This window comes from Clostridium kluyveri DSM 555 (assembly GCF_000016505.1).
Lineage (GTDB): Bacteria > Bacillota > Clostridia > Clostridiales > Clostridiaceae > Clostridium_B > Clostridium_B kluyveri.
The window spans coordinates 318,722-334,507 of the sequence record NC_009706.1; the positions used below are offsets into that span (position 1 = coordinate 318,722).

Here is a 15,786-nt window from a genome sequence, read left to right on the forward strand (position 1 = left end):
TTTACCAGTATGAAGTTGTTTTAGATTATTATAGAGAAAATATGATTTATATATCTGGTATCAAAAATATTAAATTTAATGATTCCTTTAATTTATTGTGGAACTTACAGGGTGATTTGAATCTTGAAAAATTTATACTGTGTAAAATTACTATATGCAAAATTGGGGGAAGCTCTTTAATGTTTTACTGTGAAAATGAATTGGATAAAGCCTTGAAAGAACAGATTTTCAATATAAAGATTTATTTTAGTGACAATTATAATTTAGTGGTTTCAGGGGTATTATCAAAATTATTCAAATCCGGCGTAAACAATTATTATGAATTGGTATATGTAAATACCCCAGATACTATAAAGGATAAAATATTTTCCAAAATGTTCAAGAAACAAATGGAAATGAAAAGTGGTATTGGGTGGTAAAATACCATACTTAACCGTTAGTTAAATTCACCTGAAATATTCAACTATGTGTCCATTGGTATATATGCTGTAATCATATATACTTATCTTGTAAGGTCTTATAATAAATTATGGAGTGAATAAGTTATGGATAAATTACAGATAGGTGAGGTTATATTAAAACTTAGAAAAAAAAGAGAAATAACTCAAGAACAGCTGGGGAAATTTATAGGTGTGTCAACTGCTGCTGTATCAAAATGGGAGGTTGGCAATTCATATCCGGATATAACACTTCTTCCTGTACTTGCGTCATTTTTTAATATTTCTATAGATGAACTTTTAAATTATAAAATTGAATTATCGGAAAAAGAGGTTATGGAAATATTTAGAGAATGTGAAGCTATGTTTGCGGGAGAAAATATCGAAAAGGGAATAGACACAGCAAAGAAATACATAGAAAAATACAATTCAAGTTATTATTTAAAATTGAGAATTGGATTTTTATTCAACATGTATTCATGGAGAAGCGGCAGTGAGAAAAAAGCTGAGAAAATGATAAATTATGCTTCTAAATTATTCGAAGATATAGAAAAAAATTGTGGTAATAGTGAGATTACTGAGCAGGCATTATACTTATTAAGTGGCATTTATTTATCGAAAGATGAAGATGATAGGTCAGTAGAAGTGTTAAATAAAATTCATAAAAGTGAATACAATATTGATTTTATGCTTGCCAATATTTATATAAAAAAAGGTGATATAAAAAAAGGTAGAAAAATGCTTCAGATGCAGCTTTGGAAAAATATATTTGAAATGAGTTCTGTTTTAATGTGTTTGGCTAAATCCTATCTAAAAGATAAAAAGGATTTGGATATAATTGAAAAATACTGTAATTTATCCATACAGGTTAAAAAACTGCTTTCACCAGAAGCTGATTCTCTATTAGGTTTTCATATAGAGTATATGGGCTTTGCTCAGATTTATTTGAAACTGGGTGAGAAAGAAAAGGCTCTTGATATGCTCAAAAGATGGATAAATTATATTGAAGTCAACAATATAAATGACCCCAAAGATTTTGAGTCTGTATGGTGTTTCAATGAACTTTCATCTAATAAATCAAGCTTTACATTGAATATGTATGAAAATATGAGAAAGATTTTAGAAGAGGACATATTTGATTCAATGAGAGAAAATGAATATTTCAAGATAATTTTAGATAAAGTAAAAGATATGGAGAGAAAAACAGTAAAGTAATTTAAAAAACATGCAGCAGTATCCTCCATGTGTACAGGACAGCTGTTACATGCTTAATAATATATTATATTTCTAATTGATTTTAGTATTTTTATGGATAATGCAACTATTATTGAAATAAATAGCTTGTCATTGATAATGAGCCCATAACACAGGAATCATTGAATATTGAAAGTTGGTCATTTTCTCTCGATGCACCTAATACATATAAAAGAGGATAAAAATGATCCGGCGTAGAAAATGCTAATTTTGAAGATTGTCCAGCTAGAGAATAATTGACAACATTATCGTATTGTCTTTCAGTTATTTTGTTTTTAATGTAATTATCAAAATCTATGGCCCAGGGATAACCACCTTTCATTTCCCAGTTAATTTTTGATAGGTTGTGAACCACATTTCCACTGGCAAATATTAAAACACCTTTTTCACGCAATTCACTAATTTGTTGTCCTATTTGAAAATGGACAGATGCATTTGCCTTGCGGTCTACACTAAGTTGGTATACTGGTATATCTGCTTTAGGGTACATTTTATAGAGTACAGACCAGGTACCATGGCCATAGCCCCAACTGTTATCTATTTTTACATCTATTTTTATTAAATTTTTTGTAAAAAGGGCCAATTCAGGAGCACCCTTTGCCTTATATTCTACATTATACAATTCATCGGGAAATCCATAATATCATAAATTATTTTTGGATGAGCTTCATCTGTTATTCTGGTTCCATCTGTGTACCAATGTGCAGAAATAGCAAGTATTGCTTTAGGTCTTGGAATTTTATGTGCTATTTTGGACCAATTAGCGGTATATTCATTATTTTCAATGGCATTCATTGGTGAGCCATGTCCTATAAACAATGCGGGGATTTTATCTGTCGTTGAATTTTTTAAATTAATATCCATAATACCATACTCCCTTCAGTATTTGTCTAATATTATACCAGATGATTTGAAAATAAATTTGAAATTCAATTTACAAATGGCAAAAATGTGATAAAATGTGGTTATTATTTCATATTAATAAAAACTTATGAGTTTACAAATACAAGGTGGTAGTAAAAAATGACAATTCAAGTTTATTTGGTTTTTATTTTAACCTTTATTATTTACATAATAGGAACACTGGCATATTCTGCAAGAATTGTAGGGGTAAGAACAGGGAGAATTGCAGTATCTCTTGCAGTATTTAATGTATTTGTACTGATACAGAGAACAGCCAATACTATACAGGCACCTCTACTTGCAAAAACTATTGAAAATGGTATAAATTCAGGACAGTCTGCAGGTTTAATACATATCTTTAGGTGGGTAATTTTTTCTATTACGTTAGCTACAATAGCAGGTGCAATTTTAATGCCTACTTTTATAAAAATATTCAACAAATTAGTTATATCATTTAGTGTTTATAGATCTTTGCCAAGATTAATGATGCATGCATTTTCAAAGTCGGGAATTGAACAATTTAAAAATAGTATTTCAATCCCTAAAAGAGAAAACCTATCTGAACTTAAAAATTTTAACAAAACTTCTAAAAAGGTAATTTTATTAAATATGATTTCATTTTCGGTATCAAGTATAAGTGTTTTATCAGCTTTGTATGCAGGATGTCTTAGTCCAGATTTAAGAACTACATGCAGCACTTTATCAGCAGTGATTAATAGTATTTCAACAATATTTATGGTTATATTTATTGATCCCTATTTATCTATGATGACAGATGATGTAATAAGGGGAGAATCTACGGAATTAGAATTTAATCGCTGTATAATTTTTATTGTGGGAGGTTTGATTGCAGGAAGTATACTTTCCCAATTTTTATTATTGCCTGCTTCAAAGTTAATAGTAATTATTGCAAGGCTTATTTAAAAAACTGGAGTACATAGGAATACTGAGAATAATTGTTTAATATTTGTAATAGTATCGGGTCTTCAATCATTGGAAGTTTCTATAAAAGCAGTGAATATATATGTTTTAAAAAAATGTGCTGAATTAGTGCATTTTATTTTTTTTCATTAATTTAAATATTTCTATATAATCTTGTGAAATATTAATCCTATTATCCGTATTAATTAGTGATAGGACAAACTGAAAGGAGCTAAAAATGAAAATTAATGACGAAAATTTTTTATTAGAGCTTAAGAAAAAGAATCCTATAGCTTTAGAGTACATAATTAATACTTACTGTAATTTAGTTTTTAAAATCGTAATAAATGTACTTGGAAAGGATAATTATGAAAATGCAAAAGAATGTATTAATGATGTATACCTTTTAATATGGAATAAAAGCCATTTATACAATTCTGAAAAATCTTCATTTAAAAATTGGCTTTTAGCTGTAAGTAAATATAAAGCTATAGATTATAAAAGAAGTCTAGTCAAACAGGACAATCTTCAAATAGAAGAACAAATGTTAATTTCTAAAACTGATATTGAAAATGAGTATATATTCAAGGAAAAGAAAGAAATATTAATAAAGCTTCTGCAATGTGAACATGAGCTGGACAGAGAACTTTTTATACGAAAATACATTTTAGATGAAGATATGGGTAGCCTATGTAAAAATTTTAATTTATCAAGAGGAGCTGTTTACAATAGATTATGGCGCACTAAAAATTCACTTATAAGAAAATTAAATATTTCAAATGAAGTGGAGGAATTAAAATGAAATTAAATTTAAATGAAGATGATATTTTAATGCTTTTGAATGATATTAACATAAAGGAAAATGAATTTAGTAATACCGAACTTAATGAAATTGAAGAGAAAAAAATCTATAAAAATATCATTAGTAAAGTAAATCCTAAAAAATCTAAAAGTAAAAGAAATTTTATTGCAGCAGCGGTTATTTTGTTGATAAGTATTCCAATATTCATATCACAAAAGGATGTTTTAGCCAATATGATAGAAAAGCTCACTGTTATATCTGGCATTGGAGAAGTAAAGATTTCTTCAGATACGCCGAAAATTCTTAAAAACAGCCTTAAAAAAGGTAATATAACTTTAGCCAATATGTATATAGATAAAAATAAAATTGTAGTTACTTTAACCATTGAACCGGAAGAACCTGAGCGCTCTTATTACATTATTAGAGACGAACATGGTAATTCCTACGAACTCAATAGAAGTGATAATCTTGCTATGATGCCGGATAATCATATAGGCTCATACAGGGCAGAATACAATGGTAAAGTAAGAAAAGCTAATAGTTATACTTTAAGTATTATAGATAATGATAAAAAATTTACTAAGGCAACTTTTAAATTAAAAAGTTCTGATTTTAAAGAAGCCCCTAAATCAAAAATATTATATACTTCAACTAATGGAATAACTACATTAAACGTGACTTCATTAAAAAGAGAGGGAAATATTTTAAAGGTAGATTACTATTTTACAGATACCCTGCCAGATTTCAAATGGGAAAAAATAGATAAGGTTAATTATGGAACTTTTGAAGAAAGTAAAAAATTGGAGTTAAAAGAACCAACTAGTGTAAAATCAATAAATAATGATTCTATACAGGATTCTCGCATTATAATTTCCGATGAACATAATAATGCAGTATATGGACATGACAATACCAACTATTTAGATCAGGGAAATGAATCTCTATTTGATTTAAGCAAACTCACCGGTAAAAAGTTAAAATTAACTGTTCCAAAAGTAGTTTACCATGTACGTAATGATTACATGTTGAAATAGAATTAGATCCATCCATAATTAAATAGTTTTTAAAAAGCAAAAAGCAGCAGCTGTTTTACCCATATTCAAATATAGTTGTATAATTAAAGACAATAAGGTAATTGTTTTAAAATAATAAGCCGAGGAAAATGAGGTTTCATATTTATGAAAATAAACAGATTATTGGCAATTGTAGTTATGCTTTTAAATAGAGATAAAATATCTGCTGTGGAATTATCCGAAAAATTTGAGGTTTCCATAAGAACCATTTACAGGGATATTGATGCAATCAATATGGCAGGGATTCCTATAGCTTCAAAACAAGGGAACAATGGGGGATTCTACATTTTAGAAAACTATAAAATAAATCATCAATTCCTCACACTGGAGGATATGATCTCCATAGTGGAAGCTTTAAAAAATATAAATGGGGTATTAAATAATAAAAATGTAGAAATTGCCATGGAAAAGATGAAGAATATAATACCGTCTAATAAGAAAAGTGAAGTTGACCTGCACTTCAAGCAAGTTTTTATAGATACACTGCCTTGGGGGTTTAAAAAATCTGAAAATGAAAATATTAAATACAAAGTTATATATAAAGCACTAAAGGAAAATAAGTGTATAAGTTTTAATTACAGAAATTCAAGGGGAGAGTATATTTTAAGGGAGGTGGAACCTGTTACTCTTGTATTTAAAGGATTTTCCTGGTATATTTTTTCCTTTTGCCTTTTAAAAGAGGATTACAGAATATTTAAACTCACTAGAATGGATGGATTGGAGATTTTAAATAGGCAAGTTTCGAAGGAAAGAATTTCCTACGGAGAATATATAAGCAGTGAAAGTACGGAAAAAAGTCCCGTAAAACTTTTACTTAAGTTTTCAGAAGAAGTGAGGTATAGGATACAGGATTATTTCCATGAAGAGGAGATGACGTTTCTTGAAGATGGCAGTGTTATAGTAAATACGGAAGTTATAGAAGATGGCTGGGTATATTCTATGGTGTTGAGTTATGGTGAATATGTGGAAGTGCTTGCCCCAAAACATATAAGAGAAATTATAAGAAAAAAGTGCAAAAAAATAATTGATATGTATAAATAAATTCAAACATGACATAATGATGGCAAAGTTCTTCTATATAATGTAGATATCAAATATGAAAGGGGAAATATATTATGGAACAGAAATATTGTCAGAGTTGTGGAATGCCTTTAAGTGAGGAATTTTATGCCAGCGAATCGGATAATAAGAAAAACTATGAATACTGCATGTACTGCTATGGAAATGGAAGCTTTAAACAGCCGGATTTAACTATGGAAGAAATGATTGAGACTTGTATTCCTTTCATGAAAGAAAAAGGAATGGGAGAAAAGGAAGCAAGATCTCTTATGAAAGATGTCCTTCCAAATTTAAAAAGATGGAAAAAACAGTAGAATATTTTGAACTTTATGATAAAAGATACAATGACAATGAAAACCCTGAAGTGGATATATATGTGGCAGTAAAATAATTTAAAGAAGGATATTTTGATGCAGAATAGTATTTACATAAAATATATATGTAAATACTATTTCATATATCTATTGACATTAACGCTGCGTATAAGTTTATAGTTGAATTGTCAGGAGGTGCAGTTATGGAATATACAGTGCAGAAGTTGGCTCTCATGTCAGGTGTCAGTGCACGGACACTTAGGTATTACGATGAAATTGGAATTTTAAAACCTGCTAGGATCAATTCATCAGGTTACCGCATATATGGGGAAAAAGAAGTGGATAGGCTTCAGCAAATACTTTTTTACAGAGAATTTGGAATAAAATTGGATAATATCAAAAGTATTATGGATTCCCCCTATTTTGACAGGGCAAAGGCACTTAAAAAGCATCATAATAAACTTCTTGAAAAGAGAATACAGCTGGATCTATTGATTTCAAATGTGGAGAAAACAATTGAATCCATGGAGGGGAGAATTAAAATGAATGACAGTGAGAAATTTCAAGGATTTAAAGAAAAGCTCATTTATGATAATGAAAAAAAGTACGGAGGAGAAATCAGAAACAAATATGGAAGTGATGTGATGGATAGATCAAATAACAGGTTAAAAAATATAACCCGGGAAGAATATGAAAAAGTTACTAATCTTGAAAAAGAAATCCTTGAAACTCTGGATAAAGCTTATAAAACAGGTGATGCTTCAGGAGAGTTGGCTCAAAAGACTGCAAAACTTCATGCTAAGTGGATAAGTTTTTACTGGGGAGATTATAATAAAAAGGCTCATGCATCCCTTGCACAAATGTATGTGGAAGATAGTAGGTTTAAAGCATATTATGATAGAAAGCAGTCTGGAACAGCGGAGTTTTTAAGAGATGCAATTTTGATTTATACAGGAATAAAAAAATAGCAGTAATTTAACAAGAGCATTCAATACCTATTTGAGTTGAGTGCTCTTATGGTGCTGATATATATGGCTAAATTATATAGTCCAACTTATAATTTGCCAAGATTAATACTTAGTGAAAATATGATCATCTGCCATCCCATAAATATTTTTTCATATCTATATGTCCATCTTTCTTAAAAATGATTCCCTCTGATTTTAAAAGAGCTCTTTGTATGTCAGAACTTCCAAATACATAATCTGGAGACAGTTCACCGGATTTTTTCACAACTCTATGACAAGGAAGATGGGAAGGAGCTTTTCTCATTGCCCACCCAACTATTCGGGCACTTCTGGGTTCTCCCAGCATGAAGGCTATCTGACCATAGGTAGTTACTTTGCCCCTGGGTATTCTGGCAACTAGGTCATAAACTTTTGAGAAAAAATTTTTGGCCAACTTAAAACACCTCCTGAAAATATCAATGAATATTATACACTGTTTTTAAAATAAAAAGATTTACTGTCTATTGCCCTCATTGTAGCAAGTATACCGTCTAAGTGGTCATATTCGTGTTGTATCAGTTCTGAAAGATCACCTTCAAATTTTATGGAATTTTCTTTGAAATTCATATCCTTATAGGTTACTGTACAATTTTTAAAGCGCTTTACTTTTACTAAAAGGTCGGGAAAAGACATACAGTCATCCATTACTTCCATCATTTCTTTATTGGGAAAGGTAAGTATGGGATTAATGAAAATCAAAGGTTCGTCAATGTACATATATATAAGCCTTTTGAATACACCAATTTGAGGTGCGGCAATTGCCCTGCCTGCATTGTATTTTTTACGAAAATCAATTAAAGTGTCATGTAAATTAGAAATGGTTTGTTTTATTAAATCTATGTCTTTTTCTTCCACTGGTGAACTTTTTCTATATAAATCGTAATTTCCAAGAAGCAGTATTTCTTTTATCATAAATATAAAACCCCCCTGCTGTATAGTATTTCTTTTATATAATTTTACTACATAAGCATAGTTAAAAAAAGATTGCTATGATTATTTGGGTCTTTGTAGTTTATGATAAAATTAAAACATATGATGTATATGATTTTATCATTTTAGGAGGTAGTATATTTATATATGTATAAAATAATGATAATTGAAGATGACAGGGCGCTTTCAGATAATATTATAGAAATGTTGATTAAATGGGATTTTAATGTGTGTGGAGTAAGAGATTATTCCAATATTCTCTCTGAATTTATTGAAAATAAGCCCCATTTAGTTGTTATGGATATTAACTTACCTTATTTTGATGGGTTTTATTGGTGTAATAAAATCAGAGAAATGTCTCAATGTCCCATTATATTTCTTTCTTCAAGAGATAGCAATATGGATATTATTATGGCTGTAAATATGGGGGCAGATGATTATATAACAAAACCTTTTTCTATGGATGTTTTAATTGCAAAAATAAGTGCACTTATAAGAAGGACTTATTCATATGGGGAAGGAGCTTCTGAACTATTAGAGTGTAATGGAGCTATATTGAATTTGACATATAAAACACTTTCGTATAATGAAAGAGAAATTGAACTTACAAAAAATGAATTTAAAATCATGCTGTTTTTAATGAAAAATAGTGGAAAAACCATATCAAGAGAGAGAATAATGAGAACACTTTGGGATGATGACAATTTTATAAGTGATAATACCCTTACAGTAAATATTAATAGACTCCGTATGAGATTAAGAGATATAGGACTCTATGATTTTATAAAAACAAAAAAAGGACGTGGATATGAAATATCATGAATAAATTAGCTTATATGAAAAATTCAGTTTTTAAAATGATATATTTCATCTGTATTTTTGCTGTGATAAATTTAATATTATACAGTAGTGAGCCCGTTGGTGCATCATTTTATGATATAGTTTATATGGATTTTTTAATTATAGCTATATCAGTATTTTTCATGTTTATTGATTACAAAAGATGGAAATACAATTATAAACAAATATATGAATCTGTAACTAGTGGAAAGGAAATAAACTTAAGTATATTGGGAGGGAATCATGTTTTTGAAGTTTGGCTTATAAAGGAAATTCTAAAAATTAAGGATAGAGAAAAAAATGAAAAGGTTCAGGAAGTAAAAGATAATTTAGATGAAATCAATGATTACATGACAAAATGGATTCATGAAGTAAAGATCCCCTTATCTGTGTGTGAACTTATTTTAGATAAAATAGAGGAGACAGATATATCTGAACAGCTGAGACTTGAAATGGACAGAATAAAATTTCTTATAAATCAGGTACTTTATATAAGCAGAGCTTCAAGCTTTTCAGAGGATCTCCAGGTAGATGAAGTTAATATTACCCGCATTATTAAAGCAGTGGTGAAAAAAAATGCATCATTTTTTATAGCAAAAAAAATAAATTTAAATTTTGAAGATATTGATTTTAATGTAATAACGGATGAAAAATGGATTTCCTATATTATAGATCAAATTATAAATAATAGCTGTAAATATATGCATGAGAGCGGAAGAATAGATATATGGGGAGAAGAAAATGATAAGGAGGTAAAACTTTACATTAAAGATAATGGAATAGGCATAGAAGAAAAGGATATAAGGAGAATATTTGACAAAGGTTTTACGGGAGAAAATGGAAGACAATTTGGCAAATCTACAGGAATGGGTCTGTATCTTTCAAAAAAAATAATAGATAAGTTGAATCATCAATTAAAAGTTGAATCTGAAGTAGGCAGCGGAACAGAATTTGTTATATATTTTTACAAACTATCAGATTATTTTAATGTTAATACATAAATAATTTCAAAGAGAGAATTTAAAAACTGCCGTGTCATAATTATATGATACAGCAGTTTTTAAAATTAACTTCGGATTAGGTAATCAAATGCACTTAAAGCTGCAGTTGCACCTGAGCCCATGGAAATAATGATTTGTTTGTATGGACTATTTGTGCAATCTCCTGAAGCAAATACTCCAGGTATGTCCGTTGCACCATGGCTATCCACAACAATTTCACCTCGTGAATTGCGTGTTATAGTTTTGTCCAGCCAGTCAGTATTTGGGATGAGACCAATCTGAACAAATACACCCTGTAGTTCAATATGATGTTTTTCTCCTGTAAGGCGATCAGCATAAGTAATGCCATTTACTTTGTCTATGCCGGTGATTTCCTTTATTTTAACATTTTTTATGACGGTTACATTAGACAAACTGTTAAGGCGCTTTTGAAGCACATCGTCAGCTTTAAGTTCTGGCATGAACTCAAGGACAGTTACATGATTAACAATTCCTCCCAGATCAATGGCCGCCTCAATGCCGGAATTACCGCCGCCAATAACTGCTGTATTCTTTCCTTTAAATAAAGGACCATCACAATGAGGACAGTAAGTAACACCTTTGTTTTTTAACTCTTTTTCACCAGGTACACCAACATTCCGCCAGCTGGCGCCTGTTGAAAGAATTACAGTTTTGCTTTTTAGCAAGGTTCCATTTTTCAGCTGAATTTCTATTAATTCTTTCTTTTTTAAACCTATGGCATACTGGGAAGTAATTATATCTACATTATATTCTTTAATGTGTTCTTCAAGATTTGCGGATAGTTTAGGACCTTCAATGTATTTTGTGCCTGTAAAATTTTCAATACCAACGGTATCCGTAACCTGGCCACCCAAGCGTTCAGCAATGATTCCTGTGCGGATGCCTTTTCGTGCTGCATATATTGCTGCAGTTGCACCAGCTGGACCGGCTCCTACAACGAGAACATCATAAGGGGTTTTGTTGAAAATTTCTGATGGTTTGGTACTGCTGCCAATTTTGGAAAGAATATCTGTAAGTGTCATACGACCGCTGTTAAAGTGATTACCATTCAGATAGACAGAAGGTACTGCCATGATGTTTTTGTCTTCCACTTCTTTTTTAAAAACTGCACCATCAATCATAGTATGGGTGATATTGGGATTTAGGATACTCATAAGGTTAAGTGCCTGTACAACATCAGGACAATTGTGGCAGCTCAAGCTGGCGTAAGTTTCAAAATTATAGTTACCTTTGACATTTGTAATCTGTTCAAGTATTTCACTATCAACTTTTGGGGCTCTTCCACTGGTTTGTAGAAGTGCTAGTACTAATGAGGTAAATTCTTGACCTAAAGGTACACCTGCAAAAATTACACCAGTATCTTCATGGGGACGGTTAATACTAAAACTTGGAGTCCTCTGAAGTGTCACTTTTTCCACCTTGATTTTAGATGACATACCGGCTATCTCATTTATAAGAGTCAGCATGTCATTAGATGTATTATCCGATCCAGCACTAACTTTAAGCAGTATATCGCCTTCCATCAGGTTAAGATATTGGGCTAATTGTGATTTTATATCTGCATCCAGAATCATTTGTAGTACCTCTTAAATCTTTCCTACAAGATCGAGACTTGGCTTAAGGGTTGAAGATCCTTCTTTCCATTTGGCAGGGCAAACTTCACCTGGATTGTTTCTAACATATTGTGCTGCTTTTATTTTGCTGACAACAGTGTTGGCGTCTCTGCCTATGCTGCCAGCGTTGATTTCTACAGCCTGAATTATACCATCTGGATCAATGATAAAAGTACCACGGTTAGCGAGACCCTGTTCTTCAATGAGTACATCAAAGTTTCTGGTTAATGTTTGGGAAGGATCTCCAATCATAGTGTAAGTGATTTTATTTATAGTTTGTGAACTGTCATGCCATGCCTTATGTGTATAATGAGTATCTGTGGAAACAGAGTATACTTCAGTCCCAAGGCTCTTTAGTGTTTCATAATTGTTTTGCAAATCTTCGAGTTCAGTTGGGCATACAAAGCTAAAATCTGCTGGGTAGAAGCAAACTACGCTCCATTTCCCCTTAAAATCTGCCTCGGTGACGTCTATAAATTTTCCATTGTGATAAGCGGATGCTTTGAAAGGTTTCACTTCAGTTCCAATTAATGACATAATAATTACCTCCTAAAATTTAAATTTAATATCATATAAGCTCTTTTGTATATTGTATAAATGAAAATAATAATCATTATCTTATGGTATTAATTATTATATACCTTTAAGAAAAAGTCAAGAGGTTATGAAAAATTTTTTATAAATTTTTTTACAAAGTGATTTAAGATTGGTGAAGTTCTACTGTAAAAGCTACTTAAAGTTTGTTATGTTACATAAATGTAAGGTTAAAAGGGAAAATGTAAGTTAAATTGGATGGAAACCTGCAAAGTCAAGAGATAAAATAACACTGAGCTTTAAAAAAGGAGGATTTTTTATATGGGTATAGTTATAGAAACAAAAAATTTAAAAAAGGTTTACGGTTCAAAATCTATGTCTTTTACTGCTTTAGGTGGAATTGATTTGCAGGTTGAAGAAGGAGAATTTCTTGGCATAATGGGGCCTTCAGGAGCAGGTAAAACTACTTTGCTGAATATTATTTCTACAATTGATAATCCAACTAGTGGAAGTTATTTTTTTCAGGGAGAGGATATGTCGAAGGTTAAAGGTAAAGCTCTGGCAAGTTTTAGAAAGAATAAAATAGGTTTTATATTTCAGGATTTTAACCTTTTGGATAATATGTCAGTTCAGGATAATATAGCTCTTCCACTTGCACTCGGGAAGGTTAAATACAGTGAAATAACAAGGAAAGTCAATGAGATATCGGATTTTTTGGGACTTAAGGAACATCTAAATAAATATCCCTATCAGCTTTCTGGGGGACAAAAGCAGAGAGTTGCAGCGGCAAGAGCGCTTATGACAACGCCTTCTGTGATATTTGCGGATGAACCTACGGGTTCTCTGGATTCAAAGTCTGCGGCAGAGCTTCTAGGATGTCTTACAGATATGAATATAAAATATAAGACAACTATAATAATGGTAACACATGATGCCTTTGCTGCCAGCTATTGCAGAAGAATAATGTTTATAAAAGATGGAAAAATTCATGCAAGACTGGATAAAAACAAGGATAGAAAGGAATTTTTCCATAGGATTATGGATATGGTTTCCTCCATGAGCAGCGGTATAGATTATTATGTACAGGATGATAAGAGGAGGGATTATTAATGAATTCTCTCAATATGGCTTTTGATAATTTTAGGAGAAATATAAAAGTTTATGGGCTTTATGTAATGTCAATGATTTTTTCTGTATTTATATACTATAATTTTATTGCTTTAAAATATAATCCAGATTTTGAAAAGGCAAAAGAAGTTACACAGTACATTAAAGGAACCTCCACAGCAGTATCATATATACTTCTTTTGTTTATTATATTCTTTGTGTGGTTTTCAAGTTCATTTTTTTTAAATCAAAGGAAAAGGGAAATAGGGATTTATGCTTTTATGGGTGTTACAAATTCTGAAATTGCCCTTATATATTCTATAGAATTTATTTTTATAGGAATTACAGCAATTGTATTAGGGTTATTTCTTGGAATTATATTTTGCAAGATGTTTCTTATGATGTTGGCTAAAGTTGCCATAATGAACATGAAAATAAGGTTTTTTATATCCTATAAGGCAATGGTCGAAACAGCTGTTACATTTTTTATAATCTTTTTTGTAAATTCAATTTTAGGTTATATAAATATAATAAGGACTAAGCTTATTGATCTTTTGAATGCATCTAAAAAGGAGGAAAGTTATCCAAAAGTAAGTTATATAAAGGGCATATTGTCTTTGGTATGTATAGGTATGGGATATTATTTTGCCAGAAAAACAGCAGGTGGTGTAGGCAATTTTATGGAAAATTTGCCCCTGGCTATTATATTTGTATTGATAGGGACTTATTGGCTGTTTGGAGCGGCGTATTCTGTACTAATGAAGTTTATAATAAATCAAAAGAAAATACTTTACCGGGGGATAAATATAGTAAGCATGTCCAATATTGCTTTCAGAATAAAAAATAATTATAGGACTCTAGCAGCAGTAGCCATTTTAGTAACTGTAACGCTGACTTCCTATGGTACTGTGGCATCTCTTAAGTATTTTGTTAAAATAAGAGATTCTATACAGGCTCCCTATGAAATTTCATATATTTTAGAGGACAATGACAAAGTAAAATCTGAAGTAAAGGACAAGTTAAGAGAAAGTGGCAAAGATATAATGCTTGATGAAAATATAAAATTTCTTATTTTAAAACCACATATAGAAAATCAAACTGAGTTCAAAATGGAAGATTCTGATACGGCGGTAGTAAGATATTCTGATTTTGTAAAGATAAGCAGGAATTTAAAAGCAAAAAAGTTAAGGAAAATAGAAAAAGAAAAACTTTTAAAAGGAGAAGCTTTTTATGTGCAAACACCCACGGTAGTGATGAGCCTTATGAATTTTGAAAAGGTAAAGGCATATATAGATGGAAAAAGTTATTTTATAAAGGAAACCTATAAAACCCCTTTGTTTGGCAATGGTATGCCTACAGGATGTCTTATATTAAATGACGAGGATTATAACCTGCTAAGAAGTAAAAATAAGGAATATGATTTTACTGGATTCAAAATAAATAATGTAAATGATATAAAATCAACAGCTGAAAAATTAAAATCTATTGATGCAATTAGAGATACACTATATGTCACTGTAAGCAAAGATGTTACAAGTTACAGCACTTTTGGAATAATCTACTTTCTTGGTGCCTTTTTAGCTCTTGTATTTATAATAGCTACGGGAAGTATAATATATTTCAAGCTTGTAAGTGAAGCTTATATAGACAAAGAAAAATACAGCATTTTGAAGAGAATTGGAATGACTTATAAAGAAATATACAGTGCTTCTGCAAGGCAGATAGGTATTTCATATTTGTTTCCTCTCATAGTTGGAATAATTCACAGCTGTGTGGCAATGTCTGTATTAAGTAATCTTATGAGCTACAATATAATAGTGCCTGCAATTTTAAGTATAATAATCTTTATTTTTGTATATGGCATTTATTTTGTTGCAACCACCAAAAAGTATTTGAACATAGTATTATCAAAATGAATTATCTTTTTGGGTTTTTGCTTGTAAGGTGGTATTATAAAAATAACGGTTTTA

At 30.5% G+C, this 15,786-nt stretch carries 18 protein-coding genes; 12 read left to right on the forward strand and 6 right to left on the reverse strand.

Annotated elements, in window-relative coordinates:
- Nucleotides 1-179 precede the first annotated feature (179 nt).
- Nucleotides 180-419, forward strand: coding sequence for a hypothetical protein (locus tag CKL_RS21165; protein WP_242649444.1), 240 nt, complete (start codon nucleotides 180-182; stop codon nucleotides 417-419).
- A 126-nt stretch (nucleotides 420-545) separates the two neighbouring features.
- A complete protein-coding gene (locus CKL_RS01725) occupies nucleotides 546-1,652 on the forward strand; it encodes a helix-turn-helix domain-containing protein (RefSeq protein WP_011988918.1) in 1,107 nt (368 codons plus the stop codon).
- Between the two features lie 109 nt (nucleotides 1,653-1,761).
- Here the strand turns inward: CKL_RS01725 and CKL_RS01730 are convergent, their stop codons facing one another.
- Complete coding sequence (locus CKL_RS01730; RefSeq protein WP_011988919.1) at nucleotides 1,762-2,313, reverse strand: dioxygenase family protein; 552 nt, start codon at nucleotides 2,311-2,313, stop codon at nucleotides 1,762-1,764.
- Nucleotides 2,301-2,555, reverse strand: coding sequence for a dioxygenase family protein (locus tag CKL_RS21680; RefSeq protein ID WP_011988920.1), 255 nt, complete (start codon nucleotides 2,553-2,555; stop codon nucleotides 2,301-2,303). Before CKL_RS21680 ends, CKL_RS01730 begins: the two co-directional genes overlap by 13 nt.
- Before the next feature lie 159 nt (nucleotides 2,556-2,714).
- On the opposite strand from CKL_RS21680, the gene CKL_RS01740 reads away from it, so the two are divergent.
- The 6 genes from CKL_RS01740 (at nucleotide 2,715) to CKL_RS01765 (ending at nucleotide 7,731) form a co-directional block, all read left to right on the forward strand.
- Nucleotides 2,715-3,518 (forward strand): lipid II flippase Amj family protein, encoded by an 804-nt coding sequence (locus CKL_RS01740; RefSeq protein WP_011988921.1) that lies wholly within the window; start codon nucleotides 2,715-2,717, stop codon nucleotides 3,516-3,518.
- A 235-nt stretch (nucleotides 3,519-3,753) separates the two neighbouring features.
- Nucleotides 3,754-4,317 (forward strand): sigma-70 family RNA polymerase sigma factor, encoded by a 564-nt coding sequence (locus CKL_RS01745; RefSeq protein ID WP_011988922.1) that lies wholly within the window; start codon nucleotides 3,754-3,756, stop codon nucleotides 4,315-4,317.
- Complete coding sequence (locus CKL_RS01750) at nucleotides 4,314-5,351, forward strand: hypothetical protein (protein ID WP_011988923.1); 1,038 nt, start codon at nucleotides 4,314-4,316, stop codon at nucleotides 5,349-5,351. Before CKL_RS01745 ends, CKL_RS01750 begins: the two co-directional genes overlap by 4 nt.
- Before the next feature lie 144 nt (nucleotides 5,352-5,495).
- The gene (locus CKL_RS01755) at nucleotides 5,496-6,431 is read left to right on the forward strand and encodes a helix-turn-helix transcriptional regulator (protein WP_011988924.1); all 936 of its coding nucleotides are present in this window, start codon (nucleotides 5,496-5,498) and stop codon (nucleotides 6,429-6,431) included.
- A gap of 74 nt (nucleotides 6,432-6,505) precedes the next feature.
- A complete protein-coding gene (locus tag CKL_RS01760) occupies nucleotides 6,506-6,763 on the forward strand; it encodes a zinc ribbon domain-containing protein (RefSeq protein WP_011988925.1) in 258 nt (85 codons plus the stop codon).
- A 203-nt stretch (nucleotides 6,764-6,966) separates the two neighbouring features.
- A complete protein-coding gene (locus tag CKL_RS01765) occupies nucleotides 6,967-7,731 on the forward strand; it encodes a MerR family transcriptional regulator (RefSeq protein WP_011988926.1) in 765 nt (254 codons plus the stop codon).
- A gap of 124 nt (nucleotides 7,732-7,855) precedes the next feature.
- Here CKL_RS01765 and CKL_RS01770 read toward each other — a convergent pair whose 3' ends face one another.
- Nucleotides 7,856-8,164 carry an MGMT family protein gene (locus CKL_RS01770; protein WP_011988927.1) on the reverse strand — a complete coding sequence of 103 codons (309 nt, stop codon included), beginning with the start codon at nucleotides 8,162-8,164 and terminating at the stop codon, nucleotides 7,856-7,858.
- Between the two features lie 32 nt (nucleotides 8,165-8,196).
- Nucleotides 8,197-8,682 carry a peptide deformylase gene (locus CKL_RS01775; protein ID WP_011988928.1) on the reverse strand — a complete coding sequence of 162 codons (486 nt, stop codon included), beginning with the start codon at nucleotides 8,680-8,682 and terminating at the stop codon, nucleotides 8,197-8,199.
- Between the two features lie 165 nt (nucleotides 8,683-8,847).
- On the opposite strand from CKL_RS01775, the gene CKL_RS01780 reads away from it, so the two are divergent.
- Both CKL_RS01780 and CKL_RS01785 read left to right on the forward strand, forming a co-directional pair.
- Complete coding sequence (locus CKL_RS01780; protein WP_011988929.1) at nucleotides 8,848-9,522, forward strand: response regulator transcription factor; 675 nt, start codon at nucleotides 8,848-8,850, stop codon at nucleotides 9,520-9,522.
- Nucleotides 9,519-10,541 (forward strand): sensor histidine kinase, encoded by a 1,023-nt coding sequence (locus CKL_RS01785; protein ID WP_011988930.1) that lies wholly within the window; start codon nucleotides 9,519-9,521, stop codon nucleotides 10,539-10,541. Before CKL_RS01780 ends, CKL_RS01785 begins: the two co-directional genes overlap by 4 nt.
- A gap of 65 nt (nucleotides 10,542-10,606) precedes the next feature.
- Here CKL_RS01785 and ahpF read toward each other — a convergent pair whose 3' ends face one another.
- Nucleotides 10,607-12,136: an alkyl hydroperoxide reductase subunit F gene (gene ahpF / locus CKL_RS01790; RefSeq protein ID WP_011988931.1), complete on the reverse strand. Its 1,530-nt coding sequence runs from the start codon at nucleotides 12,134-12,136 to the stop codon at nucleotides 10,607-10,609.
- 12 nt (nucleotides 12,137-12,148) lie between these two features.
- Nucleotides 12,149-12,712 (reverse strand): alkyl hydroperoxide reductase subunit C, encoded by a 564-nt coding sequence (gene ahpC, locus CKL_RS01795; RefSeq protein WP_011988932.1) that lies wholly within the window; start codon nucleotides 12,710-12,712, stop codon nucleotides 12,149-12,151.
- A 318-nt stretch (nucleotides 12,713-13,030) separates the two neighbouring features.
- Between ahpC and CKL_RS01800 the strand changes: the two genes are divergently transcribed.
- Nucleotides 13,031-13,819, forward strand: coding sequence for an ABC transporter ATP-binding protein (locus CKL_RS01800; protein WP_011988933.1), 789 nt, complete (start codon nucleotides 13,031-13,033; stop codon nucleotides 13,817-13,819).
- Entirely contained in the window at nucleotides 13,819-15,732 is a 1,914-nt protein-coding gene (locus tag CKL_RS01805) for an FtsX-like permease family protein (protein ID WP_011988934.1), read from the forward strand. The genes CKL_RS01800 and CKL_RS01805 overlap by 1 nt, the downstream gene beginning before the upstream one ends.
- Nucleotides 15,733-15,786: the final 54 nt, after the last annotated feature.